Origin of the sequence: Vibrio sp. 10N.239.312.D08 (assembly GCF_041466145.1) — a bacterium.
In the GTDB taxonomy this organism is placed as follows: domain Bacteria; phylum Pseudomonadota; class Gammaproteobacteria; order Enterobacterales; family Vibrionaceae; genus Vibrio; species Vibrio crassostreae_C.
This window is the reverse complement of sequence record NZ_JBFSSD010000064.1, coordinates 1-25,898: the sequence shown is the minus strand read 5'-3', so window position 1 is coordinate 25,898 and position 25,898 is coordinate 1. Positions and strand designations below refer to the sequence as shown.

Annotated in this window: 21 protein-coding genes, 1 tRNA gene and 1 pseudogene; 13 read left to right on the top strand and 10 right to left on the bottom strand. The window is 42.9% G+C overall.

Annotated elements, in window-relative coordinates; all coding sequences use genetic code 11:
* Positions 1-115: 115 nt before the first annotated feature.
* On the bottom strand, positions 116-745 hold the full coding sequence (locus AB6D58_RS22285) for a DsbA family protein (RefSeq protein ID WP_017061180.1): 630 nt from the start codon (positions 743-745) through the stop codon (positions 116-118).
* A 98-nt stretch (positions 746-843) separates the two neighbouring features.
* A complete protein-coding gene (locus tag AB6D58_RS22280) occupies positions 844-1,182 on the bottom strand; it encodes a Grx4 family monothiol glutaredoxin (RefSeq protein WP_004741702.1) in 339 nt (112 codons plus the stop codon).
* Between the two features lie 269 nt (positions 1,183-1,451).
* On the opposite strand from AB6D58_RS22280, the gene sodB reads away from it, so the two are divergent.
* The 3 genes from sodB (at position 1,452) to AB6D58_RS22265 (ending at position 3,749) form a co-directional block, all read left to right on the top strand.
* The gene (gene sodB / locus AB6D58_RS22275; RefSeq protein WP_004734050.1) at positions 1,452-2,036 is read left to right on the top strand and encodes a superoxide dismutase [Fe]; all 585 of its coding nucleotides are present in this window, start codon (positions 1,452-1,454) and stop codon (positions 2,034-2,036) included.
* 247 nt (positions 2,037-2,283) lie between these two features.
* Positions 2,284-2,787, top strand: coding sequence for a VC2046/SO_2500 family protein (locus AB6D58_RS22270; RefSeq protein WP_276202729.1), 504 nt, complete (start codon positions 2,284-2,286; stop codon positions 2,785-2,787).
* A gap of 278 nt (positions 2,788-3,065) precedes the next feature.
* Positions 3,066-3,749 carry an SDR family oxidoreductase gene (locus AB6D58_RS22265; RefSeq protein ID WP_017061182.1) on the top strand — a complete coding sequence of 228 codons (684 nt, stop codon included), beginning with the start codon at positions 3,066-3,068 and terminating at the stop codon, positions 3,747-3,749.
* Between the two features lie 186 nt (positions 3,750-3,935).
* On the opposite strand, the gene adhE is transcribed toward AB6D58_RS22265, so the two are convergent.
* Complete coding sequence (gene adhE / locus AB6D58_RS22260; RefSeq protein ID WP_017061183.1) at positions 3,936-6,641, bottom strand: bifunctional acetaldehyde-CoA/alcohol dehydrogenase; 2,706 nt, start codon at positions 6,639-6,641, stop codon at positions 3,936-3,938.
* A 638-nt stretch (positions 6,642-7,279) separates the two neighbouring features.
* On the opposite strand from adhE, the gene AB6D58_RS22255 reads away from it, so the two are divergent.
* Together AB6D58_RS22255 and AB6D58_RS22250 are read left to right on the top strand one after the other, a co-directional pair.
* Positions 7,280-7,918 (top strand): YchE family NAAT transporter, encoded by a 639-nt coding sequence (locus tag AB6D58_RS22255; protein WP_004734056.1) that lies wholly within the window; start codon positions 7,280-7,282, stop codon positions 7,916-7,918.
* A gap of 149 nt (positions 7,919-8,067) precedes the next feature.
* On the top strand, positions 8,068-8,910 hold the full coding sequence (locus tag AB6D58_RS22250; protein ID WP_029235134.1) for an ion transporter: 843 nt from the start codon (positions 8,068-8,070) through the stop codon (positions 8,908-8,910).
* 152 nt (positions 8,911-9,062) lie between these two features.
* Here the strand turns inward: AB6D58_RS22250 and asd are convergent, their stop codons facing one another.
* Complete coding sequence (gene asd / locus AB6D58_RS22245) at positions 9,063-10,181, bottom strand: aspartate-semialdehyde dehydrogenase (RefSeq protein ID WP_017061186.1); 1,119 nt, start codon at positions 10,179-10,181, stop codon at positions 9,063-9,065.
* 500 nt (positions 10,182-10,681) lie between these two features.
* Between asd and nhaC the strand changes: the two genes are divergently transcribed.
* Entirely contained in the window at positions 10,682-12,118 is a 1,437-nt protein-coding gene (nhaC, locus tag AB6D58_RS22240) for a Na+/H+ antiporter NhaC (RefSeq protein WP_372113458.1), read from the top strand.
* A 104-nt stretch (positions 12,119-12,222) separates the two neighbouring features.
* Here nhaC and AB6D58_RS22235 read toward each other — a convergent pair whose 3' ends face one another.
* The 3 genes from AB6D58_RS22235 to yejK form a co-directional block, all read right to left on the bottom strand.
* Positions 12,223-13,401 (bottom strand): chemotaxis protein, encoded by a 1,179-nt coding sequence (locus AB6D58_RS22235; protein ID WP_372158532.1) that lies wholly within the window; start codon positions 13,399-13,401, stop codon positions 12,223-12,225.
* A gap of 76 nt (positions 13,402-13,477) precedes the next feature.
* On the bottom strand, positions 13,478-14,875 hold the full coding sequence (locus AB6D58_RS22230; protein WP_372158529.1) for an Hpt domain-containing protein: 1,398 nt from the start codon (positions 14,873-14,875) through the stop codon (positions 13,478-13,480).
* Positions 14,876-14,980: 105 nt separating this feature from the next.
* Positions 14,981-15,985 carry a nucleoid-associated protein YejK gene (yejK, locus tag AB6D58_RS22225; RefSeq protein ID WP_017061190.1) on the bottom strand — a complete coding sequence of 335 codons (1,005 nt, stop codon included), beginning with the start codon at positions 15,983-15,985 and terminating at the stop codon, positions 14,981-14,983.
* Between the two features lie 84 nt (positions 15,986-16,069).
* Between yejK and AB6D58_RS22220 the strand changes: the two genes are divergently transcribed.
* From AB6D58_RS22220 to AB6D58_RS22195, 6 genes and pseudogenes are all read left to right on the top strand, one after another.
* Positions 16,070-16,297, top strand: coding sequence for a YejL family protein (locus AB6D58_RS22220; protein ID WP_004734063.1), 228 nt, complete (start codon positions 16,070-16,072; stop codon positions 16,295-16,297).
* A 28-nt stretch (positions 16,298-16,325) separates the two neighbouring features.
* Complete coding sequence (locus AB6D58_RS22215; protein ID WP_372158527.1) at positions 16,326-18,134, top strand: DUF3413 domain-containing protein; 1,809 nt, start codon at positions 16,326-16,328, stop codon at positions 18,132-18,134.
* Between the two features lie 138 nt (positions 18,135-18,272).
* Positions 18,273-18,363: transfer RNA gene (locus tag AB6D58_RS22210), tRNA-Ser, on the top strand.
* A 66-nt stretch (positions 18,364-18,429) separates the two neighbouring features.
* Positions 18,430-18,576: pseudogene (locus AB6D58_RS22205) on the top strand (DUF6538 domain-containing protein); the annotation flags it as partial.
* Between the two features lie 381 nt (positions 18,577-18,957).
* Positions 18,958-19,767 carry a site-specific integrase gene (locus AB6D58_RS22200; RefSeq protein WP_372158535.1) on the top strand — a complete coding sequence of 270 codons (810 nt, stop codon included), beginning with the start codon at positions 18,958-18,960 and terminating at the stop codon, positions 19,765-19,767.
* A gap of 217 nt (positions 19,768-19,984) precedes the next feature.
* The gene (locus AB6D58_RS22195) at positions 19,985-20,989 is read left to right on the top strand and encodes a hypothetical protein (protein ID WP_372158524.1); all 1,005 of its coding nucleotides are present in this window, start codon (positions 19,985-19,987) and stop codon (positions 20,987-20,989) included.
* A gap of 181 nt (positions 20,990-21,170) precedes the next feature.
* Here the strand turns inward: AB6D58_RS22195 and mobV are convergent, their stop codons facing one another.
* The 3 genes from mobV to AB6D58_RS22180 all read right to left on the bottom strand — a co-directional run bounded on the left by mobV (position 21,171) and on the right by AB6D58_RS22180 (position 23,792).
* On the bottom strand, positions 21,171-22,040 hold the full coding sequence (gene mobV / locus AB6D58_RS22190) for a MobV family relaxase (protein WP_372158522.1): 870 nt from the start codon (positions 22,038-22,040) through the stop codon (positions 21,171-21,173).
* A 126-nt stretch (positions 22,041-22,166) separates the two neighbouring features.
* Positions 22,167-22,436, bottom strand: a complete 270-nt coding sequence (locus tag AB6D58_RS22185; RefSeq protein ID WP_372057220.1) for a hypothetical protein — start codon at positions 22,434-22,436, stop codon at positions 22,167-22,169.
* Positions 22,437-22,946: 510 nt separating this feature from the next.
* A complete protein-coding gene (locus tag AB6D58_RS22180; protein WP_372158518.1) occupies positions 22,947-23,792 on the bottom strand; it encodes a replication initiation protein in 846 nt (281 codons plus the stop codon).
* 621 nt (positions 23,793-24,413) lie between these two features.
* Between AB6D58_RS22180 and AB6D58_RS22175 the strand changes: the two genes are divergently transcribed.
* Positions 24,414-25,406 (top strand): tyrosine-type recombinase/integrase, encoded by a 993-nt coding sequence (locus tag AB6D58_RS22175; protein ID WP_372057217.1) that lies wholly within the window; start codon positions 24,414-24,416, stop codon positions 25,404-25,406.
* Positions 25,407-25,898 lie beyond the last annotated feature (492 nt).

Sequence of the window (25,898 nt, the reverse complement as noted above, 5' to 3'; positions counted from 1 at the left end):
CCCGTAGAGGACTTTCACCTCCTAGATCAACGCCATGCTCGGCGCACAACAAAAAAGGCTTACTCTGATGAGTAAGCCTTAGAAATCATTGCGAATACAGATGACTCTCGCTGAATTACGCAGCGGGAGCATTACTCACTAAAATTTCGCGAATAGACTTAAGCGTCGCTTCCGTTGAATGATAATCCAATTCAACTTCACTAAAGATGCCGTTCACTTCAAGCATTAAGGTCGGGTAAGAAAATACACCCATCGCTTCTTTAAAGCCTAGCTGGTCATCTAACTCACTTTCCAATAACTTGCTAGAAAGGTCATTTTCAAACTGTTGAACATTCATACCTAGCTCTTCAGCCAACTGCAAATGTGTGTCTTGGCTATGTGGCAACATCGCTCGAAGGTAGTAAGCATGTTGAATCGCTTCAAGCATCGCTTCGTAGTGGTCTTGAAAACCTGCAGCAATCACGGCACGGCACGCAGGGTAAGTACTGCGAACAGGTTGGCACTCTGTCCAAAAATCATGGTTAAACTCAGTACCCAACTTAGCTTCGATCTGCTTCCAAATCGCTTGCAGCTTGCCTTTCATCTCTTCTGACATTGGCTCATCAGAATCCGGGGCCAAACCACCCACTACATAGTTAAACTCAATGCTTGCAGGCAATTGTTGTTTCAATAACTCAAGTGTTGGCTTGTAACCCCAACACCAGCTGCACATTGGATCATGCACATAATGAAGTTTTACGTTCATTGTTCATTCCTTATCGAGTCAATGATTCGATCAATTCAAACAAAAAAGGAGCCTGATTAAGGCCCCTCATTTTAACTATTCAGCGCAAAGGCTAGAACTTATTCAGCGTCATCGCCAGCAACTTTAGCCGCTGCTTCTTTGATGATTGGCTGAAGTTCGCCTTTTTGGAACATCTCAAGAATGATGTCACAACCACCGATTAGCTCACCTTCAACCCAAAGTTGTGGGAAAGTTGGCCACTGTGCGTAAGCAGGAAGCTCTGCACGGATATCAGGGTTTTGTAGGATATCTACGTAAGCAAATTTTTCGCCACATGCCATTAGAGCTTGAGACGCTTGAGAAGAGAAACCACAGCTAGGTAGCTTAGGAGAACCTTTCATGTACAGTAGAATAGTGTTTTCTTCAATTTGCTGTTTGATTTTATCGATAGTTTCCATTGCTTCCTCGTTAATGGATTACGGCTTTTATTGCCTTTATTCTACCCCAAACTAAAAGAATAAAAACCATATAAAAAAAGCGGTTAACAAGCTAAGCTAACAATTCACACAAAAGTAATGAAATAAGCTTTTAATAAAGTAAAAACTTGCTAAACTATATCGCAAGTCAGCAAATTGACCATGGTTGGCAGTATAGCGAGCCATGAATAATAATATCACTGGAAGCAATCGAAAGAGTTAACTCTTTTATATCAATGGAGAATTGAGCAATGGCATTTGAACTACCGGCTCTTCCTTACGCGAAAGACGCGCTAGAACCACACATCTCAGCAGAAACGCTAGATTTCCACCACGGTAAGCACCACAACACTTACGTTGTTAAGCTAAACGGCCTTATCCCAGGTACTGAGTTTGAAGGCAAAACACTAGAAGAGATCGTTAAGACTTCTACTGGTGGTGTTTTCAATAACGCTGCTCAAATCTGGAACCACACGTTCTACTGGCACTGTCTTGCTCCTAAAGCGGGCGGCGAACCAACTGGCGCTGTTGCAGAAGCTATCAACGCTGCATTCGGTTCTTTCGAAGAATTCAAAGCGAAATTCACTGATTCAGCAATCAACAACTTCGGTTCTTCTTGGACTTGGTTAGTTAAGAAAGCTGACGGTTCTCTAGACATCGTTAACACTTCTAACGCTGCTACTCCTCTAACAGAAGAAGGTGTTACTCCACTTCTAACTGTTGACCTATGGGAACACGCTTACTACATCGATTTCCGCAATGTTCGCCCTGACTACATGGCTGCATTCTGGAACCTAGTAAACTGGTCTTTCGTAGAAGAGAACCTAGCTAAGTAATTATTGCTTACGCTGCGCTATTTATAGCGAGTTATCTATTGAAAGCTCATGCCTCGGCGTGAGCTTTTTTGTATCTGTCGTGTTCCACAAAATCTAAACATTTTGTAATAAACCCGCCAATAGCGCTTACTTCTCGAACTATTGATAGCCTTCTTCCCAACCCTACATAAATTCTCTATTTGCCTGTAATTAAACACTAAAGTTTGCCGACTCCATGCCGTTAAAGGTGTATCCAATGAGAGGCGACATGCAAATACATACTTTAGACAAAGCAGGAATCATCAACGAACTGAAGTTCGGCATCGGGATCAGCCAAGCGGTTGAGCAAGGTCGCCGTGCAGATTTCGCGTTGCTGTTATCTATGTTTTCTAATGATGTCCGTGATTGCACGCCAATTGACACCATTGAAATCACAGAGACAAATGAAGATCGCCTGCGCAAACAATTTGGCGTAGCAGAACCTCAACAACTGCGTTCAAACCAGTCTTCATATGAGATTTCAGCTCAGCAATCTAATCATTTTCATCAAGCTAGCCTTGCCAGCGCCAAACTCAGCCATTACTTGAAACCTGAAGCGCTTGCCTTCATGCCTGAAGATACAGCCGACTTACCCGAAGAGGTTTACCAAAACCTTTCTGGTCATGACCGACGCAAACTCGCAAACAAGCATTTACCTGATTTGCCACATGCCACGCTCTACAATGAGCTAACCACCGCGCAACGTCGGTATCAAATTCAAGCTCAAGTATAGCGATCACCTACCTTTCCCTTTTTCGCTGTCTATCCATAGCTCTTCTTCGACTAACTCGCACACTTCAAAGTATTCACACGAATGATATGAACCACTAGCCTTAGGCAACCTAAAAACACCTGATGTCGGTTACCGCTTGAAGTTACTACAAAATGTGACGTGCCACTAACTTCATAAAAACTTATTAATTGGCACACCTTAGTTTGAACCAATTCACACCCGTTGTATAAATTTTAACCCATCCTTATCCGACATGGACGATTTGTTTAGGTACTGGGATGGAAATAAAAAGCTCAATCATATTGGTGACATCTGCCGGCTCGCGACTGGGGGGGGCGATTGCGAACCACTTTGTTAACCTTGGAGCCACCGTCATCCTTTGTGATAAAGACACGGAAGCACTTAAAGCGACGTATCTACAGTGTGCCCGGTTTTCTGACTCTGTTTACCACTACACGCTCAAAGGCAATGACAGCCAAGCGATTCTCAGCGTATATGATTTTATTCAAACCACCTTCAACACGACACCCGATGTGCTGGTCAATAACTGGATAAGCTCCCCAATGCCTAGCCTAATTGGCGATCAGCCTGTGAGCAGCTTTATTAATGATCTCTCATCGATGGCATCGACCCTGTTCGCATTTGGGCAAATCAGTGCTGAGAGATTGCGAGAGGAAGATAAGGAAGGCGTGATTGTGAATGTGATATCTCATGATGACTTTCACGATGTGTCTGGCTTAGAGAGCGCAAACTCAATGATCACTGGCTTTACCCATAGTTGGGCGAAAGAGCTGACTCCCTTTGGCATTCGAGTCGGTGGCGTTGTTCCCGCCGTTCATAACTCCGATGGCAAGCTCAACCGATGTCACTGGGCGCAGCTGCAAGACGAGCTGACCAGAACAACCGAATACATTGTCTCGAATGACTACTTCAGTGGGCGAGTTGTCGCGGCAGAGGTTTAACTCCCTATTCCAATTGAACATGACTGGCTCAGCTCATATTAAGTAGCAGAGCTATTGCCTCTCAATCCGTTTTACAAACGAACCAAACATAAAAAAAGCCCCAGTCTCTCGACTGGGGCTTTCATCTTTTCCCGATAGATAAGTATCGTGCTAGCGAAAACTTATCTCAAAACTAATGCTTACTTATTATGCGTTAGCTTTTTCTTTTTTAGCTTTTGGCGCTTTCGCTTCAGCTGGCTTTTGGTCTGCTTTCTTAAGGATAACTGTAGTACCTTCGAAAGTTTCGCCTTCAACGTATGGTTGGCCGAAGTAAGAAGTTGTTAGAACTTCTTTTAGCTCAGTGATTAGAGGGTAACGTGGGTTAGCACCTGTACACTGGTCATCGAACGCTTCAACAGCTAGCTCGTCTAGTTTAGCGATGAAGTCAGACTCGTTAACACCCGCAGCTTGGATAGATAGTGGGATGTCTAGGTCAACTTTAAGCTCTTCTAACCAAGTCAGTAGACGTTCAATCTTCTGAGCTGTACGGTCACCAGCTTGGCTTAGGCCTAGGTGGTCAGCAACTTCAGCGTAACGACGACGTGCTTGTGGACGGTCGTACTGAGAGAATGCAGTCTGCTTAGTTGGGTTATCGTTCGCGTTGTAACGTACAACGTTTGAGATAAGTAGTGCGTTAGCAAGACCGTGTGGTAGGTGGAACTCAGCACCAATTTTGTGAGCCATTGAGTGACACACACCTAGGAATGCGTTCGCAAATGCTACACCAGCGATAGTTGCTGCGTTGTGTACTTTCTCACGAGCTATTGGGTCAGCCGCACCATTTTTGTAGCTTGATGGTAGGTATTCTTTAAGCATCTTAAGAGCTTGAAGAGCTTGACCGTCTGAGTACTCGTTCGCTAGAACAGATACGTAAGCTTCAAGAGCGTGAGTTACTGCATCGTAACCACCGAACGCTGTTAGAGACTTAGGCATGTTCATTACTAGGTTCGCATCAACGATAGCCATGTTTGGCGTGATTTCGTAATCAGCTAGTGGGTATTTAGCACCAGTCTTGTCGTCAGTAACAACAGCGAATGGAGTAACCTCTGAACCTGTACCTGAAGTTGTAGTGATACATACAAGCTCAGCTTTTTGACCCATTTTAGGGAACTTGTAGATACGTTTACGGATGTCCATAAAGCGCATTGCTAGTTCTTCGAAGTGAGTTTCTGGGTGCTCGTACATAACCCACATGATCTTAGCAGCATCCATTGGAGAACCGCCACCTAGAGCAAGGATTACGTCAGGTTGGAAGCTCTTCATTGCTTCAGCGCCTTTCTCAACAACAGATAGCGTTGGATCCGCTTCTACGTCGAAGAAAGTTTGAACTTCGATGCCTTGTGCTTTAAGCAAGCTAACTACGTCATCTGCGTAACCGTTGTTGAATAGGAAACGGTCAGTTACTAGGAATGCGCGTTTCTTACCTTCTAGGTCGCTCATTGCGATTGGAAGGCTACCACGACGGAAGTAGATAGACTTAGGTAGTTTGTGCCACAACATGTTTTCAGCTCGCTTCGCTACAGTTTTCTTGTTGATAAGGTGCTTAGGACCTACGTTCTCAGAGATAGAGTTACCACCCCATGAACCACAACCTAGAGTTAGAGAAGGTGCAACGTTGAAGTTGTACAGGTCACCGATACCACCGTGAGTAGTCGGGATGTTGATTAGGATACGAGCAGTCTTCATCTTGTCACCGAAGTAACGGATGCGGTCTGCGTTAGTATCTTGGTTAGTGTAAAGACCAGATGTGTGACCGATACCACCGATTTCAACCATAGTTACCGCTTGAGCAACTGCGTCTTCGAAGTCATCTGCGCGGAATAGACCTAGAGTTGGAGATAGTTTCTCGTGAGCGAATTCGTCATCGTAAGAAACTTTACCAAGACCTTCACCTACAAGTACTTTTGTATCAGCAGGAACTTTAACACCAGCCATTTCAGCGATTGCTGGAGCAGGTTGACCTACGATTTTAGCGTTTAGGTTGCCGTCGATAAGCAGAACTTTACGTACTTTATCAGCGTCAGCTTTAGATAGAACGTGAGCTTTGTGAGAAGCGAAACGCTCTTTAACTTCGTCATATACTTCGCTAACTACGATTGCAGCTTGCTCAGAAGCACATACTACGCCGTTATCGAAAGTCTTAGACATAAGGATAGATGCTACAGCACGTTTGATGTCAGCTGTTTCATCGATAACGACAGGAACGTTACCAGCACCAACACCGATAGCAGGCTTACCAGAAGAGTATGCTGCTTTAACCATGCCTGGACCACCAGTAGCAAGGATAAGTGCGATACCGTCGTGCTTCATAAGCGCGTTAGAAAGCTCTACAGATGGTTGGTCGATCCAACCGATGATGTCTCTTGGAGCACCAGCTGCAACAGCTGCGTCTAGAACTAGTTTCGCTGCGTCGTTAGTTGAGTTCTTTGCACGTGGGTGTGGCGAGAAGATGATGCCGTTACGTGTCTTAAGAGAAATTAGAGATTTGAAGATTGCTGTAGAAGTTGGGTTCGTTGTTGGAACGATACCACAGATGATACCTACAGGCTCAGCGATAGTCATTGTGCCTAGGTTGTCATCTTCTTCTAAGATGCCACATGTTTTTTCGTCTTTGTATTTGTTGTAGATAAATTCAGATGCAAAGTGGTTTTTGATAACCTTATCTTCAACAATACCCATTCCAGATTCAGCAACTGCTTGTTGAGCAAGTGGAATACGAGCGTGGTTAGCAGCAAGAGAAGCTGCGCGGAAGATTGCGTCTACTTTCTCTTGAGAGAATGTTGCAAACTCTTCTTGTGCTGCTTTAACGCGAGCTACTAGAGCATCAAGTTCCGCTAAGTTAGTTACAGGCATGGTGGATCTCCTAAAATAATAAATATTAAAAACTTTTTATTAAATTCGCTGCTTGCCGTTAACCTTAAACACCAGCGTTCTTAGTAAATTGCTTTCAGGGCTGAGTATATTATTTCACTGTGTGAAAAAAATTGACCCAGATCAGTTACCCAAAAAGAATTAACCAGAAAGTAGTAAGGCAATCGCAAAAATGAACTTAAGAGCATGATTTATATAGATTAAACTCACACTTTTCGTTCGCGCAAAAAACAAGCAAACAGACAACTTTTTTCTACATAGCGTAATAAACTGTAAAAAAGTTTCATTTTTAGTCCGTTAAATTACATGTATACAGCTATATTCGTGCTACTGAGAGTATATCCATAGCGTTGTACGGGCTAGATTCTGACATAGTTTTTATTAATTTCGTGCGTCGGTTAACAGTTACTCAATAATAAATTACAAAATGAAACACTACCAACTAGCTTGCAACAGGCTTAAAACAAAAGTGAGATTCAATTAGTTTTTCTAAAAAGAATCACCCATTTCAAGTTAGTTTTTTTCATTCGCGTAAATTGATTTTGTCCCTTACATTACGCGCCTAAACTATTCACAGATCAACCCTTCAACCTTAAGTACGCTAACTGGAGATCGCTCTCATGCAAGGCTTAGAACTCGCAATTTTTATGCAATTCTTCCTTGGGCTTGTTGCTGCCGTAAACCCAATCGGCATCATGCCTGTTTTTGTTTCTCTTACTGCTCATATGCCGCCAGAAGAGAGGAACAGGACAGCCTTACAAGCAAATATTGCTGTTGCCGTGATCCTCATTGTCTCTCTTGTTGCGGGGCAAATGCTGCTTGATATGTTTAGTATCTCGCTGGACTCATTCCGTGTTGCAGGTGGTTTACTATTACTGAGCATCGCATTTTCGATGATGAGCGGTAAGCTCGGTGAAGATAAGCAGAACAAACAAGAAAAATCTGAATACATCAGCAAAGAGCAAATCGGTGTTGTTCCACTGGCTATGCCGCTAATGGCAGGCCCAGGTGCTATCAGCTCGACCATTGTTTACGGGTCTCGCTACCCTGCTGCTATTGATACGGTCGGCATCGGCATTAGTATCATCGCATTCGCAACATGCTCTTGGCTTTTGTTCCGTTCAGCGCCGGTTATCGTTCGCTTTTTAGGTCAAACGGGTATCAACGTGATCACTCGTATCATGGGCCTGATTCTTGGCGCATTGGGCATCGAGTTCATCGCCAATGGTCTACGTAATCTGTTCCCAGGCTTGGCATAACGTTTAACAACATTTCGGTTGCTCTATAAAGGGCAACAATATTGAAATATAGATGAGGCGAGTAAAGCAATTGGGCTTTCACTCGCCTCGTTATTATGAAGCTTGTATAATGACTGTTAATGCATTTAACAGAAGACGAACCTCTCCTTATGTCACGCAAGCCACTCAAGCATCATTTGTACGTCATTATCTTTGGTACTCACACGCCAGCCGGACGTGCATTTGATATAACTCTGATCGTTGCAATCTTGGCTTCGCTGTTGGTTCTGATCTTAGAATCCATCCCTAATGTGATGACCGAATGGTCACAACAGCTGCGTTATATCGAATACACCTTCACTGCACTCTTCACTCTTGAGTATTTGTTAAGGCTCTATTGCTCCCCAAAGCCAAAATCTTACGCCACCAGTTTTTATGGTGTCGTTGACCTATTGGCGATTCTTCCGACCTACCTAGCAATCATCTTCCCAGGCGCTTCATTTATGGGTGTGGTGAGACTGCTGCGTGTGATGCGTATCTTCCGAATTCTAAAGCTGGTTCGCTACCTGCAAGATTCCAATATTCTGTTGCGCTCACTATTAATGGCACGACGAAAGATACTGATCTTCTTTAGCACCGTCGGCATCTTGGTGGTTATCTTTGGCGCCTTGATCTTTGTTATTGAAGGTCCTGACAATGGCTTCACCAGTATTCCTCACAGTATCTATTGGGCCATCGTGACTATCACTACGGTAGGTTATGGTGACATGGTGCCGCAGACCGCGCTTGGTAAAGCCATAGCATCACTGACCATGCTATTGGGTTACTCTATCTTAGCAGTGCCAACCGGGATCATTACTGCAGAACTCAGTAATGAGATGAACTCGCACAAAGAATTGGTTAAGTGCCCGAACTGTAACCGAGCGGGTCATGATTCAGACGCCATGTATTGCAAGCACTGTGCTAGCGAATTAGCGGATCCAGACAAGCGTGTCGTCACCGACGAGAAATAAAAGCAGACACGAGATTCGAGTAGCGAGATGCGAAGAGATTTAAGGGCAGTTTCGAGGGCCGAATAACGAGGTAGCAATAAACTAAAAAGGGTTGACGTTTGTCGTCAACCCTTTCGGTTTATCAGCTAATAGAATTTAAGCAATCTTGCCTATTACGATTTCTCAGCAAGGATAATGCGTAGAGTACGACGTAGTGGTTCTGCAGCACCCCAAAGTAGTTGGTCACCAACCGTGAAGGCGTTTAGGAAGTCGTTACCCATCGACATCTTACGCAGACGACCGACAGGTACAGACATTGTGCCTGTTACTTTCGCTGGTGTTAGCTCCTGTGCCGTGATGTCGCGGTCATTAGGAATCACTTTAACCCAATCATTGTGCGTTGCGATGATCTCTTCGATCTCGTCCATTGGCACGTCTTGCTTAAGCTTGATCGTTAGTGCTTGAGCGTGACAACGCATTGCACCGATTCGTACACAAGTACCATCAATTGGGATTGGCTGACCATCTAGACCAAGAATCTTGTTCGCTTCAACACCGGCTTTCCACTCTTCTTTACTCTGACCGTTTTCACGCTTCACATCGATCCAAGGAATCAGTGAGCCTGCAAGCGGAGCACCAAATTGGTCTGTTGGGAATGAAGATGAACGAATCGTATCAGCCACTTTCTTATCGATATCAAGAATTGAGCTTGAAGGGTTTGCTAACTCAGAACTTACGCTGTCGTTGATCACACCCATTTGTGAGATCAGCTCACGCATGTTCTTAGCACCCGCACCAGAAGCTGCTTGGTAAGTCATGGCACTCATCCACTCAACCATGCCTTTCTCGTACAGACCACCTAGAGCCATAAGCATTAAGCTCACAGTACAGTTACCGCCAACGAACGTGTTGGTGCCGCTGTGAATGCCTTGCTGGATTTGAGCCAAGTTAACAGGATCAAGAGTGATGATTGAATCAGCATCCATACGCAGAGTAGATGCTGCATCAATCCAGTAACCTTTCCAACCTGCTTGACGCAGTGCTGGGTATACTTTTGATGTGTAATCGCCGCCTTGACAGGTAATCACAGCATCAAGCTGTTTTAGGCTATCAATATCAAAAGCGTCTTGAAGTAGACCCGCATCTTTACCACCTAAAACAGGGGCAGGAATACCAATCTGAGATGTGCTGTAATAAACAGGCTCAATCAAGTCGAAGTCTTTCTCTTCAACCATACGTTGCATCAGTACAGAACCAACCATACCGCGCCAACCAACTAGACCTACTCTCATCGCTCACTCTCCATGTATAAATTAAAAATTGCTCTCCCCCATCTATAAGTTTTTCAGAAACAGAACTCAAGTGCTTTTTGTCAAAAAGTGTAACTTTTTCGTTTCTTTTAAGTGAACGTAATGAATCGTGCAGTTATCTCTGTATCGACATTCCATCTCCACCTCATTGATTAAGCGTCCATTATCGTCAAATTCAAACATTTACATCGCCAAAGTCGATTCAATCGACGCTCATCACAAACAGTAAACCCCTCTTTTAAACCAAGGTTAATCAGAGTTTTATCTTACAAAACGAAAACAACGTGCGACAGATTTCAACATGTAACAATCATGAATGTAACAAAAATTTAGATTATGAAACCACAATTGATTGAGTTAACAGTCAAATATCACAACTTGGGCGTATTTTTTCGATATAATAAACTAATTACTGTAGTGTCCGTTTTGCACCACACACTATAACGAAGCACTATAAATGCTCGAAATCACAAGAGGCTTTTATGAAGCAGAGTAAAACTCGCCTACCGAACCTATTGCAGGTATTCATCGCGTTAGGACTATTTCTATCCCTTGCTTTTTCCTTTACTGCAAAGCTTGACCTTCCAATTCAACTTGCCTTGTATATTGGCTGGTTCATTATCATGGTTCTTGGTATTCGTCTTGGACACCAATACAAAGACTTAGAAAAAGCAGCACTCAAAGGAATATCCAATGGCTTAGGCGCGGTTTTAATACTTTTAGCCGTTGGCGCTCTTGTTGGTACTTGGATCTCAGGCGGGATCGTACCTACTATCATTTACTATGGTCTGAAAGCTATCCACCCTTCTATCTTCCTTTTAGCGACCATGATCATCTGTTCTCTAACTGCATTGGCGACCGGTACTTCTTGGGGTGCTGCGGGTACAGCAGGTATCGCGATGATGGGTATCGGCCAAGGCCTAGGTGTTCCAGCACCGATTACTGCAGGTGCCGTGCTGTCAGGCTGTTACTTCGGTGACAAGATGTCTCCTCTTTCTGATTCAGTGATTCTGGCTTCTTCAATGTCTGGTGTTGAAGTGGTTGAACACATCAAGGGCATGCTTCCAGTTGCGTTAATCAGCTACGTGATTACAGGCATCATGTTTACTGCGTTTGGTTTCCACTACGCGGGCAACGTTGACATGAGCCAAGTAGACTCTGTCATCAAAGCGATGGAAGTTCAGTTCTACATCACGCCTTACTCATTCGTTCCGGTACTTATCGTGCTTGGTCTGTTGGCTTTCCGTATGCCTTCATTCCCGGTCATCAGTTTTGGTTCTCTGCTGGGTATTATCTGGGCAGTCATGATCCAAGATATCGACTTCCTAACGGCATTCAACACGGCTTGGGCACCGTTCTCAATCTCATCTGGCGTAGAGTTTATTGATTCGATTCTTAACCGTGGCGGCATGTCTTCAATGCTAGGTTCAGTTGCGGTTATCGTATTTGGTCTAGGTTTCGGTGGCTTACTGGATAAAGTGGGCGTACTAGAGACAATCGCTAAGGTGTTTGAGCGCCGCGTAAACAGCGCAGGCTCACTAGCGACGAGCACAATTGGTACGGCCTTCATGGGTAACGTGTTCGGTTCTGCAATGTACGTATCGTTAATCCTTACGCCAAAAATCTGTGCGAAAAACTACGACCGTTTAGGCTACAAGCGTAAGAACCTATCGCGTAATGCTGAGTTTGGTGGCACGCTAACGTCGGGTATGGTTCCCTGGAGTGATAACGGTATCTACATGGCGAGTATTCTTGGTGTTGCGACGCTGTCTTACGCACCCTTCATGTGGTTAAGCTTCATCTGTATCATCGTGACTATCGTGACATCTTACATGGGTTGGTTCGTTGATAAGTGTGAACCAACAGCACCAGTGTTTGAAGCTGAAGAAGCGACCGAGTTAAGCAAGCAACAAGCTTAAGTTCAGGAGCTAACGCTTTCGAACGTAACTCAAAACGTTAATGGATAAATGCAAAAAGAGCGCCCTAGAGCGCTCTTTTTTGATCTGCTGATTTACTTATTTATCTATTTATTGGCGGTTCGTTTACCCAACCAGTAACCGATGCCTAACGGTGCAAAGAACACTACTAAGATAAACAGGATGAAGTAGATAATCACACCTTTGATTAACTCCATTAGCTTATCAATCGCCAGTACCACCACCTCTTGAGAGACGCGATCAAGGTCTTGCGTGAACAGTTCTCTTTCTGAAGTCACAATGCCGGCAATCTCGATGCGCTCTTTCGCAATCATCTCTACTAGAGCTTCTCTCTCACGTGTCACCATTTTTTCTAATGCCACACGTTCATCACTCAGCATCGCTAATTTTTGGTCGGTTTTATCACTGAGGTCGTTGAGCAATGGTTGCATTTCTGTCGACATAATAGAAGCCAGTGTTTGCATGTACTCCGGATTGTTCTCAATGAAGTCTTGCATGCTTGCTGATGTTTGACGAAGGCTTTCCAGAGTCATCGATAGGTCTTCACCCGTTAGTGAGCTATTCAATGCAACCAACTCCGCCTTCCACGACATCAGTTTTGGTGTCTGGTCAGCCATAAGGCTTAAACGATCAGATGCGTCACTCATTGCTTCTGGCATGGTGCCTAAGCTCTGAACGATTTGCGATTCGTCTTTACCAAGGTAATTTAGCCATTCACGGTAAGCAGGTGTGCTTCTGAATGTGAGGTCTTTAAATGGGTGGCTAGCAGAAAACTGCGCAACGAACGCTTTGCTGTTTTTGAAATCACTCGAGCTCAATACACCCTTTGCCAGCTTCTCGGCTTCTTGATCAAGAAAACGAGCGGTCTCTACTGCATCATCAGTCGCGAACAGATCCGCGCCGTCGCCTTGGCTATAAAACTGATTCATTTGGGCAGTGAAAACCCACGAGTCAATTAACGCAGACATTGGGGAAGTTTGGTAAGCCGCTTGTTGTAATCCCTGCTCTGCATGGATCTTCCAAAGCAACACATAAGATTGATGTAAAGTGTCATCAGCAGGATAAAATTGCGCGATTAAATCAGCCGAGTCTTCTACTCGTGTAAAAAACATCTTGGCGTATTCACGCGTCATGAGCCGAGCATTTAACTCTTGTTGAGTGAGAGGCGTCGTTTGACTATCTAACTTAACTTCTAAGAGAGAACAACCACTTAGCACAATGCTAAGCACCAACACCATCCAACTTCGAATCGAAACTCGTAACATATAAACCTCTGACAAAGACTAAGGGCGCGGATTGTATGAGCGCTTCGTCAGAGTATTGTCAAAATTCCTGTAAAAGTTAACGCTGACTGTCTAAATATTCATGAGCAGAATCCACAGAGGCTTTTATTGCCTGCTCTAGTTCTTCTAGGTCGTGTTCGCTGATGGCTCTGGACTGCTTCATTGTCATTTCAATACTCGCGGCAATAATCGCCAACCGAGACGCTTTAATACTGCCAGCCACACCTTTTAAGCTATGTACAATGCGTGCGGCAGAGGTTTCATCTTTGGTCAACAAAGACTTAAACTTCTCGTAGTCACCTGCGTGGTCTTGTACAAACACACCAAGCAAGAGTTCGACAGACTCAGCATCACCATCGAGCGTTTCTAACATGTCTTCGATATCAATTGCAGGCTTTGAATCTGTCACACTGGCAATGTGCTTTTCTTCTACTGGCGTCGGTTCACGGGCTTGCTCAACAGAGTGTTGCTGAACATGCCTTGTGACGCTAACGCTCTGCGGAGGTTGAGAGTCGGAAGACTGGCGCGTTGACGTGTTCTCAGGCACATAAGCGTCATTATCTGCTTGTTTCACGGCTGAGGAAACCACGTCGCTTGAAGAAGCCTTTTCTTTACTGGAATCAATTTCAGGCTCAGAACTGAGTTCGTGACCGGCTTCTGTAATCGTTTTTTTGGATCTAACGCCCCACAACACTATCCCGCTCATCGCCACCAAGCTTAAGCCTAGCATCACCAACAATAGGTTGAATTGACGATCATGGAACTCAGCTTCGAGTTTTATGATCTGTTCATTTACTGAGTTTTTCTTAATCTTATCAACCAAATAGTTAAGCTGAGCGTAATCACTCAACAATGCTGACGCATCAGCCAGTAGTTGTTGGAGTGCATCTTGTTCTTCGTTTTCTAAGGAATAAGATTTTTCTAGAATGGAATCAAAGGCGCGATAAGTCGCTGACGAACTTTGATTTTCAGAATACATGGCTTCAAATACCACAACACCGAATTCGTTGAGGAGCGGTTTTAGCTTAGGGGAAAGCTCTTTATCCGCACGCAAGATCTTAATGTTATCAACGATGTCTTGAACTTGGCTTTCGATTGGAATGAACTCATCGAACTTTTCAAGGAACTGATCGGCTACGTATAACAGTTGGTTCACATCAGGACGAAACAAGGCGTGTTGGAAATCAGATTCAATCTGCAGTCGGATCGAATAAACCAATTGAGCATCGAGTGCGAGATCATTGATACGAGAGACTCGAAGTGGTTCTGAGAAATAAAGCGATTGCCTCAACTCGTTGACTCGAATACCGAGCTCTTCGATTTGAGCAAGAGAATTGGTGTAGGAACGGCTTAGATTAAGAAGAGCCAATGAAGGAAGTAACCACAGAGCCAAGAGCACAACCAAAAAAGTGGCTGGTTTTTTAAAGCGTTTGGGCTTTGCTACTGATTGTTCCATCTATATTCCTTGTGCGTGTTAACTTGAAGCCATGACCGTAGCTAAAAGATTAAGCACAAAATAAGCGACAACGTCCTGCTGCCGCTTTTATCCGTTAACTTCGGACTATGACTTATTGCGAGTCAGTTGGTCACGTAAGTTCGGTGGAGTGCCTTTAATCGTTAGCGTGTCTGTCTCTGGATCGTAAAAGATACGTTCGCCTAGAAGCAGACTATCAAAACTAACATTCAAACCGCCACCAGCACCAACAAATTTTGTTAGTTTACGCATAGTTGCGCGATCGGCTGGGAAGCTGTCTTCTAACTCGTAGCCTTGCTCACTAGTATAGTCAAAGAAGCTTGTGCCATCTGTGCTTGCTGGCAACTCACCAGAAAGTTCACGAACTTGTACTTCATCGCCCGCTTTAAGCTGCTCGTTACAGTAATCCGCAACCTGCTTTTTGTAGCTGATCGCTTCTTCTTTCTCTAATTTAGAGTCAGAAACGAAGTCTTCTACCGCTTGCATCAGTACTTGGTTCTGCTGTTTCGCATCCAAACCGACTTCAGCTTGTAAGAAATCTAAGAAGAAATCCGCGACTTTACGGCCAACACGTCCTTTAATATAAGTTAAGTAACGGTTTGACTCTTTATCAGTCTCATAAGTAGAAAGGTCTAGGCGAGCCGCGATATCCATTTTTGAGATATCAAGGTAGTCAGTCGCACTAATATCAAGCCCTTCAGTTACCTTTAGGCTTTGGTTTGAAGGCAATAAACCAATGAAAAGGTAATCTGTTGCAAGTGACTGATATTCAGCCATTACCAAGATACCTTCGTCAGCGAATGGGTACTTTGATAGTTCGTCTTTTAGACGTTGCGCACTCTTTTGAGAAAAATCGTAAAAGTTTGTCTCACCAGCACGAAGTTGATGCAACCACTGCTGGAATTCGCTGTCAGATTTGAAAGAACCAAACCCTTTGCCTGCTTTTGAATTAAAAACACGGTGAAGTTCAGCAACTAGGCTTTCAGATGAAGCATCGTTTTCTAGAGATTCAGCACGATAGTTAACAATCAGCTCATCCTGATCGTTCTTGCTCAGCTGGTGTAAAATTACGTTGGAAAGGTGAAGGCTCATAGTGAAAATATTACCGTTCAGGTTTCAGTTGTCGTGCATAGTAGGTTATCATAAGCCGCTTTTACTATCATTATTAGAGTCCTTATGCCGATTATATCTAAATACACAGATGATCAAGTTGAAAAAATCCTAGCTGAAGTAGGTGCTGTACTAACTAAGCACAAAGCTTCGCCAGAACTTTCACTGATGATCGCTGGAAATATCGCAACCAATGTCTTAAATCAGAATGTTGCTGCTTCACAACGCAAAGGAATTGCTGAAAAATTTGCCGAGGCTTTAATTTCTTCTCTTGAAGATAAAAAGTCTCACTAAATTTGATTGACGGATAAAAGAATTATAAATGGTAGACAGCGCAAACTCATATAGCGATCGTGTATCTCGACTGGTTGGTTGGGGTCACTGGTTTGCATTTTTCAACATCATTGCTGCGATGTTGATTGGTACTCGTTATATTACTCAATCTGCTTGGCCAGAAACCTTGCTAGGCCAATTCTATTTGGCTGCATCGTGGGTTGGTCATTTTGGTTTTTTAGTGTTCGCGCTCTATCTATTAGTGCTGTTCCCGCTCACTTTTATTCTTCCGTCGAGGAAGTTATTACGTTTGGTTGCCGTTATCTTCGCGACCATAGGTTTAACTGTCCTACTGATTGATACCCAAACGTATCAAAATATAAACCTCCACCTGACGCCTGTCGTGTGGGAGGTTTTATTCAGTGGAGAGGAATCTGCATTCACGTCTGATTTGCAGCACCTCTTCATTGTTATGCCATTTATCTTCTTACTACAGCTTGGTCTGTCTGAGTGGGTTTGGCGTAAGCAGCGTAAACTGTCTCATAAACACATTGGCCGTCCGATTACTGCCGTCTTCTTCTTGTGTTTCATCAGCAGCCACTTGACCTACATGTGGGCTGATGCGTACTTCTATAACCCAATTACTAGCCAGAAAGCGAACTTCCCACTGTCTTACCCAATGACAGCGAAAAGCTTTATGGAAAAACATGGCCTATTAGACCGTGAAGAGTACCTTGAGCGTTTAGAAGCGAACAAAGAGAACGTAAACCTAGTTAGCTACCCGCTAGAAAAAATTCAATACAACCGCCGCAGTGATGATCTTAATATCCTGATGGTGAGTGTGAACAACCTTCGCTCTGACGCTCTTAATGCGACAGCGATGCCAAACAGCTATGCCTACGCACAACAGTCGATCAACTTCACCAACCACTACAGTTCAAGTAACGATATGTTTGGTATTTTTGGCTTGTTCTACGGCCTACCGAGCAGCTACGCAAGCAGCATTGAAGCTCAGGGGTCAAGCGCAGTATTGCTCGAAGTTTTAGAGAATCACGATTACAAGTTCGCTGCTTTCAGTGGCGACAACTTTAGTGATGCACTGTACTCGGATATCATCTTCCGAGGCCGTGATGTGATGCCAGAGCAAGCAACTTATGATGACCAGAGTGCCATAAAAGCTTGGTCTAACTGGATTCAATCACCGCAAGCTAAACGCCCTTGGTTTAACTTTATTGAATTAACCACACTGGATAACTTCGCCAGCTACGATTCAAGTTCAGAGTCGGACTCTACGCTAACGACAGCAGAGCGTTTTGCAGCAGACTATCAAAAGTCGGCGACAGCGGCCGATGCTCAGCTAGCAACTATCTACGCTGAACTGGAACGCTTAGAGCTTGCCGATAACACGGTGGTTATCATTACCTCTAACCACGGTACTGAGTTTAACGAAACCAAAACCAACAGCTGGGGTGCAAACTCCAACTACAGTCGTTATCAGTTACAAGTACCACTGTTTATCAGCTGGCCTGGCAAGTCTGCTTCTGAATACACCCACCGTTCTAGTCATCTAGACGTGTCAGTAACACTGATGCAAGAGCTATTGGGTGTATCTTCGAACCCAACAGATTTCAGTAGTGGTCGCAGCCTGTTTAATGAACGTAACAGAAAGTGGATTCTCGCGGGCGACTCTCGTGAACTTGCTCTTGTTACTGACCAGCAAACAACGGTGTTGGATAAATTTGGTAACTACAAATTGTACGACCAAAATTACAAGCGCCTGAAAAACGTAAGCCCTCGCTTACCTGTGTTGATGCAAGGCCTGACAGAGCTACAGCGTTTCTACACAAAAAATGACTAAATAATCAGCAAACAGCAAAGGGAAGCCAATGGCTTCCCTTTTTTATTGCCGTGAATGATTAGAAAACAAGCAACAAAACAAAATTATGAAAATTAAGGGTTTACAAGATCCTCCACCCCTTATATTATTCACGCCACTGGAGGGATGGCTGAGTGGTCGAAAGCACCGGTCTTGAAAACCGGCAACCGTTAATAGCGGTTCTAGGGTTCAAATCCCTATCCCTCCACCACTTTTATAAAGCCCAAGTCATTGATTTACAAAGACTTGGGCTTTTTTCTTGTCTACGATTTTTTGCATGATCCTAACAGGTGTCACGATCATGTATCTAACAAAGAACCGCAACTCCAATTACTACACCAGAATTAGCTTACCTGCCCGACTTAAAGCTTTGGGCTATCCAAGCGAAATCCGATTCTCGCTCCACACTAAAAATCGTTCTGAAGCAATAGACCGTTCAGTCATGGTGTTACACATCGTGAGGCCTTGGATCAAGACACAATCAAGCTCCCCATACTCCCCTGAATCTATACAAGCACTCCGTAGTAGAGTTAAACATCTACAGAATAGAAGTTTTAATAGCACCTCTACTGCTTCACGAGATACGCTTAAGGGTGTAGTACCCCATAAGCCTAAGCAACTCCCAGAAAAGGCCAATACAACCTATTTAAATGACTTTCTTGAATTTAAAGAGAAAAGCGAAATACGTCATAGTTCGATATCATTGTTGAAAACCAGAATTAGCCACTTCATCAAACTGTTAGACAAGCCTTTAAAGCAACTCACTTACAATGATTCCTTACGTTATGAGGATACGTTGCTAAATATGAAAAATAGCTACAAAACTAAGAAAGAGTACCTTTCTGCAACAAAACAATTCTGTGAATGGTTAAGAAGAAAGCAAGTAATAGCCACCAATCCCCTTGCTTCGTTAAAGATCAAGATTCCTGCTAGCGCCAAAGCCAAACCGTCTTCTCAGCGAAATCGCTGGAGCAATACGCAACTTGATACGCTCTTTAAACATCAAAACTTTACTAGAGTTCCAGATTTAGACACTGACACACAAGTCATGAAAGAAAACTTTTGGCTTCCTTTTTTGCTTCTTTACACTGGGGCAAGATCAGGTGAAATATGTCAATTAAAGACAAACGACGTATATCAAAAAGAGGGGATTTGGTGCATTGATATCAACGATAAAGGTGATGATCGACATTTAAAATCTCACTATGCGAGTCGCATTGTACCGCTGCATTCATGCTTGATCGAACTAGGCTTTATTGACTACGTTAATAACCGTGTAGAGCACCAACAAGTAAACCTGTTTGGCTTCAAGCCAATCGGTATTGATAAAGATTGGTCAAAGTCATTCGCTCTGCGATTTAGCAAAGTGCTTAACCAGTGTGGCTTCATCGAAAAAACACGACCTACATTGCATAGCTTAAGGCATACTTTTATTGACGAGCTTCAACAAGCGAGCGTAGAAGAGTACATCACTAGCGAGCTTGTAGGCCACAGTAAACAGACATTGACCTATGGTCGATACGGTAAGAGCATCCAACTTTCTGTGCTCTCAGAAAATATTGAAAAGCTCCGCGTATGCCGATGGTTGCGAACACTTCCCTCCAAATCAGAATAAAATTTAGCATCACAAAATAATCTTAATTGACTAAGTTTCATTCGCGCATTTTATGATGATTCTCTTATAAACAAATGGTTACATGTTTTGCTTTGTATCATGATGTGACAATAAATTAATATGCATTCGCTTTATAACCTAATGGTTAATATCAAACTATTAGGTGCTGTCAGTGTAGTTAAGAAACACCCAAATTAATTATCCAAAGAGAATGAGTATGAAGTTAAAACATTGTGCGCTGATAGCGCTCACAGCGACAGCCCTAATCGGCTGTAAAGATGATAGCAGTGATGACAACCCACCCACTTCACCAAAAGAGTCAGTGCTTGAAATCTTGACAGCACTGAACAACAACCACTTTAGCAATATCCGTATCAATCACGACTACAACTATCCAATTGATCTAGATAACACTGACTATAACTATGATGGTGATCGCCATGATTGCAAGCCCCTTGATGATATTGATGAATCTGAAGGCATTAGCAAGGTAAGCCTTTGTGCTCTTGACCCTGCCGATCCACCCGAGAAAGGTGTTCTTTCACGCTACAATGCGGACGGTGATGATTTAATTCAAATCTTCTTCAACGATCCAGATGGTGTTGATAAACCCATCCCTAATGCTGTGTTTGAGGCGATTGCGCACATAGAAGATGTAGTTGGCCGCAAAATGTTCAAAGACGTAGACACAATCAGCAAAACGATGCCAAAAAGCGAAGTTAACATTGAGCGATGGCCCTCTCCTACAAACTCCGACAACCGCTACGTTGAACTTGAAAATACCCACGACGCAAGAGGCGGAATTATCATTTCAACTGGCACGGAGTCCGATAAGGGCGAAGGCTCCTACTGCGGATCTTGGGCAGCTACACCGGAAGGTAACAGTGGTTTTCATACAATTAACGGCAACAATGAATTCACCACCGATGCAGGATTTGGCTGGATTCACTTACCAGATGAAAACGATGAATGTACTGCACCAAAACTCCTGATTGTTCACGAGCTTGCTCACGCACTTGGGTGGGTGAACTTTGGATACTCATTCGAGCAACCAGATGGTCTTATTTTTCATGATCCCCAGCACTTCCGAGGCTTTGGATGGGATGGTGTTTGGAGCGATCATGCAGATGATGTGCTGTATGCACACTATAACATTCCGATTGGAACCAAGACTGAAGATCTTGAAGCGGCAATTAACGCACTTCCACCACGAACAAAATAATTGCTCACATTGATAATAAAAGGGGTGCCAACTGGCATCCTTTTTTCTACCTGAATACCTAGAGGCACATTATGGGCGGCGCATTATTAAAAGACTTGACCATACTAATCGATAACTACATGAAATTTAGGAGTGGTCGAAAAGTAACAATAGTCACCCTTCTAAAACCATTCATACTTTGTCATCTTAGCTTGGGATGTGTTTTCTTAGCTGATACCTGTATGTTCTTATCTAATAACTCAAAAATAACCTCTGAATTAAGCATGTTGGAGAGTTCTTTCTCTACAGTCAGTTGATAGTCATAGATTAGCTGTGCTCTAGTGGGTTCCTCCAACTGACACCCCAACTTACCCTCTACTTCTTGGACACAACGTTCTATAAGGCTTATAAAATGCAGCTTAGTTACGTCCACTAAGTTCGCCTTCACATCGGTGGCGATAACTTGAGAATGCTGACGCAAATTTTCTCTGATTTCTTCTATTTCGGCATAAAAAGCTTTAATAGTGGTATGACTTGCCTTACAGCCATGTCGGGGTGGAATGATATCTGGAATGTACTTACGCATGGCTTGATTATAACTGCGCTGCATGTCTGCTAACTGCCATTTGTTAAACAGGTCTCGCGCATTTAAAACTATTCTACCATCAGGCTTTTCATCGATAGGGACAACAGTAAAATGCATATGGGGACTCAACTCATCAAGGTGCACCACCGCACTCACCACGTTGTCACCAAACCGCTCTTTGAGCCAGTCTCTGGTTCGATTTGCCCATATATTAAGGTTCTTATTGTCTTTCAGAAGTTCAGGCGAAAGAGTCACAAGAGCGTCCATCGCTAACACTGCATTTTTACGTGGTGGTTTCGTGAGTCGTTCCAATCGAGACTGGACGTCTTTGCTTAGATTACCGCTGCCGAAGAAGGTGTGGTTTCTCGATTTTTTCGCTGAGTCAGCATTTGGGGTGTCTAGGTGATGGCGGAACTGATGCGCTCCACATTGGCGGATGTTCGCCATATTTTTGATCTTTTCAAACCGTAATATTGTCGTTGCCATATACTCTTTTTAATAAAAGAATACACATTCTCCACATGTATACACAATCCCCCGACAATCGAAGATTGTGTACTCACTATACAATCTGCGATTGTGCTCGGGGTTTCACCCAAGAAAGCGACCACTTTAGATATCGTTAATTACTAAATGGTCTTCGGCAAATTTAATGGCTCTAGCATCATTAAACATGTTGTTTAAAAAATCGATACGATCTTTGAGGTTTACGACTACTGTGTCTAGGCTCTCACCATCCAAGTAATCCCCAAAGCTGTAGTAGATTTCCAGAGCCGAATCTGGCTCACCTTTAACCTTGTATTTATTGTGTTTATTTATAGCCCATAGCGCAGCTTCAAATTTAAGATCTTCAATATATAATTCTTTTTTAACATTACTCATTTTAAGCATTCCTCAAAGCCGTGAAGTTGTATTCCGTTCATTATTTTTCACCAGACTAAACTAATCAACACAACTCACGCCCAAATGAGTGTAAGCCTAGGCTCATACGAAACTGGGCGCGCGACACTTCTCAGAAAAATTAGAAGCTCTTCTTGTATTTAGGTGTCAATAGATCTGCCTTAATCATTAGCAAGTAGTAGATCCACAGAGAATCTTGCTCTCTCTTCATTGCATTCAAAAATTCTTTGCGAGCTTCGGTGCGTAGCCTCAACACGATCAAACGTAACTCTCGATCTGTTTGAAGTCTATCTTCCAACATTTCTCGAATGACCGCTTTGCGTATTGCTATAGATTTTCGGTCACAATCTTCAAGCAATTTATTCAGCTCATGGATGGTACTAAACAACTTCAGCCTGAGTTTGTCATCATCTATGAGCTGTACAAGAACTCGGTTAATGGTAGATATTTTCAGATCAAAAAAATTCATTTACTTGAAGTATATGAAATTTTTTAGGTGGCGGATAACTTCACCGATTGCTTCTCCACCTTAAAAATAACCCGTTGGAGAGGATGACCTCTTTTTTGTTTATTGACGATTGTTTCAACGGTAACCTTCAGGTCTGTCAAATTCATCACTTCTTTAAGAGGCTTTTCGATCATTCGTTTATAAAAGTGCTTTTCCTTGATACCGCCTTCAAGTGCAAGCCGATTTCTCAATGTATTAATGTCGATAGGAAAACTATTTTTTTGCTTGCCTTTGAGGCAGTGAAGCATCCAGTGGTAATAGCGCACTGCTATTGGTGATTCAAATTTAAAGGCATGATTTATGTCTACTTTCTTGTATCCTCTCACCCCGATGATAAACGGCATGAATTCTATCGAGAAAGTGAGTAACAGGCATTTTAACTTGGTATCTGGGCATTTCACGATTGATGCTGACTTCAGCACATCTATCACCTCAGAGGACTTATCCTGATTGTTTAACTTGATTTGTTTGTTAACCAGTGAATAAGCGGCATTAACTATCGGGCTGTACGACTTGCTCTTGCTATTACAAGATATGGCGTTGTGCATGTCTTTAAGAGGAAGCAATATAGAGCGATTTTCAACGCTTCCATATTTGTGGATCGCATCGCACTCCGCCGAAGACATAAAATTTCCGTCTTTAGCAAAATATTCCGACACATCGAACCTATTAATAACATAGTAGATCAAGCGTATTTCTTGAATCGACATGTCATAGTCGGCAAATACCCACTCATTTTTGAGCTTTAGTATGCCACCACTATAAGGACATGGTGGGGTTAGATCATTTAGATTGATTTGTGGTAAAGCTTCAGTTTTTGTTTGATTCATGATTTTTGTTGAAGGTTAATGAATCAAAATGCCACCTTCAATAGCAACTCAAAAATTTTCCCTTAATTTTGTAACTGAAAGCCCCACTCATTGTCATCACAACCCTTTTCGTTGTCCCATAACAAGCAATATTCCCCACGAGCTGTACCAAAGAATCGCTGCAGCACTTGGTGCTAATGACCTGCGGAGACCCTTAGTATCTTTTCTTTTAAGATCTAGATTACTACCTACTACTAAGTCACATGAAACAAGTGACGGGGTGATCGACAAGCGATCTAAAGCCAACAGCAGCGACTTCGTCGCGGATTTTGGAGGGATAGGTGCAATATCACACAAACCACTCCTTCAATGATTACGTATGCGGCACACCTGACCAATATCATTGTTTATCGTTTCTGTATTGACTCTGTTCTACACGGGTATTATCTAGTGATTTTTCATCGTTTAGTGCAAAAAAAATTTTGCCATAAGATTTGAAGCATTTTAGGCACTTAGGTTGCTTTCGCACTAACCTATTAATAATTATGGATTTTTAATTGTCCATTTGGGCGTGAGATGTATTGAACCAAACCTTTTGGAACGCAATAATTTTCTCAACTTAACGCAAATAAGAAGTGGAAAATGAAGCGTCCAACCTCAATCACAATCAATAAACTGAACAAAAAATTTTTAGAGCATATCAAGCCACACATTGCGGAATCTACGTATCTTGGCTATTGCAGCTATGCAAATACTATTGATAAATTCATCGGTGACCAAAAAGTAGCAAGCATGACGACTCATGATCTTGAAGAGTTTGTTAATGTGACGATGCTTAGCGCAACTAAGCCAAACGGTGACGTTGGTTACGCTAAAAAAACTCGGAACAACTACGCATCATACTTAAAGCGTATTTTTTCATATATCTACAAACAAGGACTACTCAGATCTAATCCATGCGCTGAAGCGCTTGAGGTTTTAGGTCGTGATGAAGAGGTTGTTGCAAAGCCGTATACGAATGATGAGATTGCTGTAATTAAACGTATTGCCAATGACGATAGTGATTTGTTAACCAGCTACATGGCATTGATTCTTTTGCTAGCGATCTGTACGGGGCTGCGCCCATCAGAGTTAGTTGCGCTGACGTTAAATGACTTGCGTAAAGGAGATACGCCTGACACATTTGAACTTGTAATTAACAAGGCACTAGCAATAACCACCGCAAGGAGCACAAAAAACCGAAGCTCAAATCGAGTGATTGTACTTAATACATCAAGTGTTGAGGCTATCAAAAAAATTTCAAACCGAAACAACATTGGCTTCGAACAGGCTGTGTCATCCAGCTCATCAGAGCTGCCGCTTGTTCGAGATCCGATGACTAACCAAGCATTTGTTAATCCCAAAAGTTTATATAATCGTAGTAAAGCCGCTTTAAAAAACCGCGTTTGCTATAGAGGTGTACAGCCTTGTCGACATTCTTTCGCAACAGTTTGTGCTGATGGAAACATTTCATTTGAGAATATTGCGTCAATGTTAGGCCATAGTTCAACAACAATGGTGAAAACTCGTTACGCACTATATAGGAAAACAGCAGAGGGTGCTCAGGTACTCACCCAGATGAATAATCTATTTTAAAATCAAAATACTCAATACAAACCGTTCACCTTGAACGGTTTTTTTTCGTCTCCTACGGCTATACAGGTGTACCTAAAGAGTGTAACATTTGTCTAAATATTACAAATTTTCAAGCAGAAAATCATTTGTAATTCATTGATTTTATTATAAAAGATGGTGGGGCTATCTAGTTTTCAAATCCCTATCCCTCCACCACTCTTAAAGATTAAACCGCTGTTTTTACAGCGGTTTTTTCGTATTTAAAGCCTCGAAAATCATCTCGCACAGAAAGGTAGCACAGATGTACTTATTGAGACTTCCAAATAGCGTATACTACACACGCATCGCCACCCCACTTTCACTGCGTAGCAGCGGTTATCCCAAAGAGTTTAAATTCTCTCTTCTAATACCAATCCGGAAAATTAACTGATCAGGTCAATCCAATCTCTTGTACACACTTTTGTGACGCGATCTTTGCACTCAAGAAATCCATTCCAAGCGCTACAGACCTTC

Bases quoted from the DNA above. Each gene is read 5' to 3' on its own strand.
- AB6D58_RS22285 (WP_017061180.1), bottom strand. From the start codon at position 745: ATGAACGTAAAACTTCATTATGTGCATGATCCAATGTGCAGCTGGTGT.
- AB6D58_RS22280 (WP_004741702.1), bottom strand. From the start codon at position 1,182: ATGGAAACTATCGATAAAATCAAACAGCAAATTGAAGAAAACACTATT.
- sodB (WP_004734050.1), top strand. From the start codon at position 1,452: ATGGCATTTGAACTACCGGCTCTTCCTTACGCGAAAGACGCGCTAGAA.
- AB6D58_RS22270 (WP_276202729.1), top strand. From the start codon at position 2,284: ATGCAAATACATACTTTAGACAAAGCAGGAATCATCAACGAACTGAAG.
- AB6D58_RS22265 (WP_017061182.1), top strand. From the start codon at position 3,066: ATGGAAATAAAAAGCTCAATCATATTGGTGACATCTGCCGGCTCGCGA.
- adhE (WP_017061183.1), bottom strand. From the start codon at position 6,641: ATGCCTGTAACTAACTTAGCGGAACTTGATGCTCTAGTAGCTCGCGTT.
- AB6D58_RS22255 (WP_004734056.1), top strand. From the start codon at position 7,280: ATGCAAGGCTTAGAACTCGCAATTTTTATGCAATTCTTCCTTGGGCTT.
- AB6D58_RS22250 (WP_029235134.1), top strand. From the start codon at position 8,068: ATGTCACGCAAGCCACTCAAGCATCATTTGTACGTCATTATCTTTGGT.
- asd (WP_017061186.1), bottom strand. From the start codon at position 10,181: ATGAGAGTAGGTCTAGTTGGTTGGCGCGGTATGGTTGGTTCTGTACTG.
- nhaC (WP_372113458.1), top strand. From the start codon at position 10,682: ATGAAGCAGAGTAAAACTCGCCTACCGAACCTATTGCAGGTATTCATC.
- AB6D58_RS22235 (WP_372158532.1), bottom strand. From the start codon at position 13,401: ATGTTACGAGTTTCGATTCGAAGTTGGATGGTGTTGGTGCTTAGCATT.
- AB6D58_RS22230 (WP_372158529.1), bottom strand. From the start codon at position 14,875: ATGGAACAATCAGTAGCAAAGCCCAAACGCTTTAAAAAACCAGCCACT.
- yejK (WP_017061190.1), bottom strand. From the start codon at position 15,985: ATGAGCCTTCACCTTTCCAACGTAATTTTACACCAGCTGAGCAAGAAC.
- AB6D58_RS22220 (WP_004734063.1), top strand. From the start codon at position 16,070: ATGCCGATTATATCTAAATACACAGATGATCAAGTTGAAAAAATCCTA.
- AB6D58_RS22215 (WP_372158527.1), top strand. From the start codon at position 16,326: ATGGTAGACAGCGCAAACTCATATAGCGATCGTGTATCTCGACTGGTT.
- AB6D58_RS22200 (WP_372158535.1), top strand. From the start codon at position 18,958: ATGAAAAATAGCTACAAAACTAAGAAAGAGTACCTTTCTGCAACAAAA.
- AB6D58_RS22195 (WP_372158524.1), top strand. From the start codon at position 19,985: ATGAAGTTAAAACATTGTGCGCTGATAGCGCTCACAGCGACAGCCCTA.
- mobV (WP_372158522.1), bottom strand. From the start codon at position 22,040: ATGGCAACGACAATATTACGGTTTGAAAAGATCAAAAATATGGCGAAC.
- AB6D58_RS22185 (WP_372057220.1), bottom strand. From the start codon at position 22,436: ATGAGTAATGTTAAAAAAGAATTATATATTGAAGATCTTAAATTTGAA.
- AB6D58_RS22180 (WP_372158518.1), bottom strand. From the start codon at position 23,792: ATGAATCAAACAAAAACTGAAGCTTTACCACAAATCAATCTAAATGAT.
- AB6D58_RS22175 (WP_372057217.1), top strand. From the start codon at position 24,414: ATGAAGCGTCCAACCTCAATCACAATCAATAAACTGAACAAAAAATTT.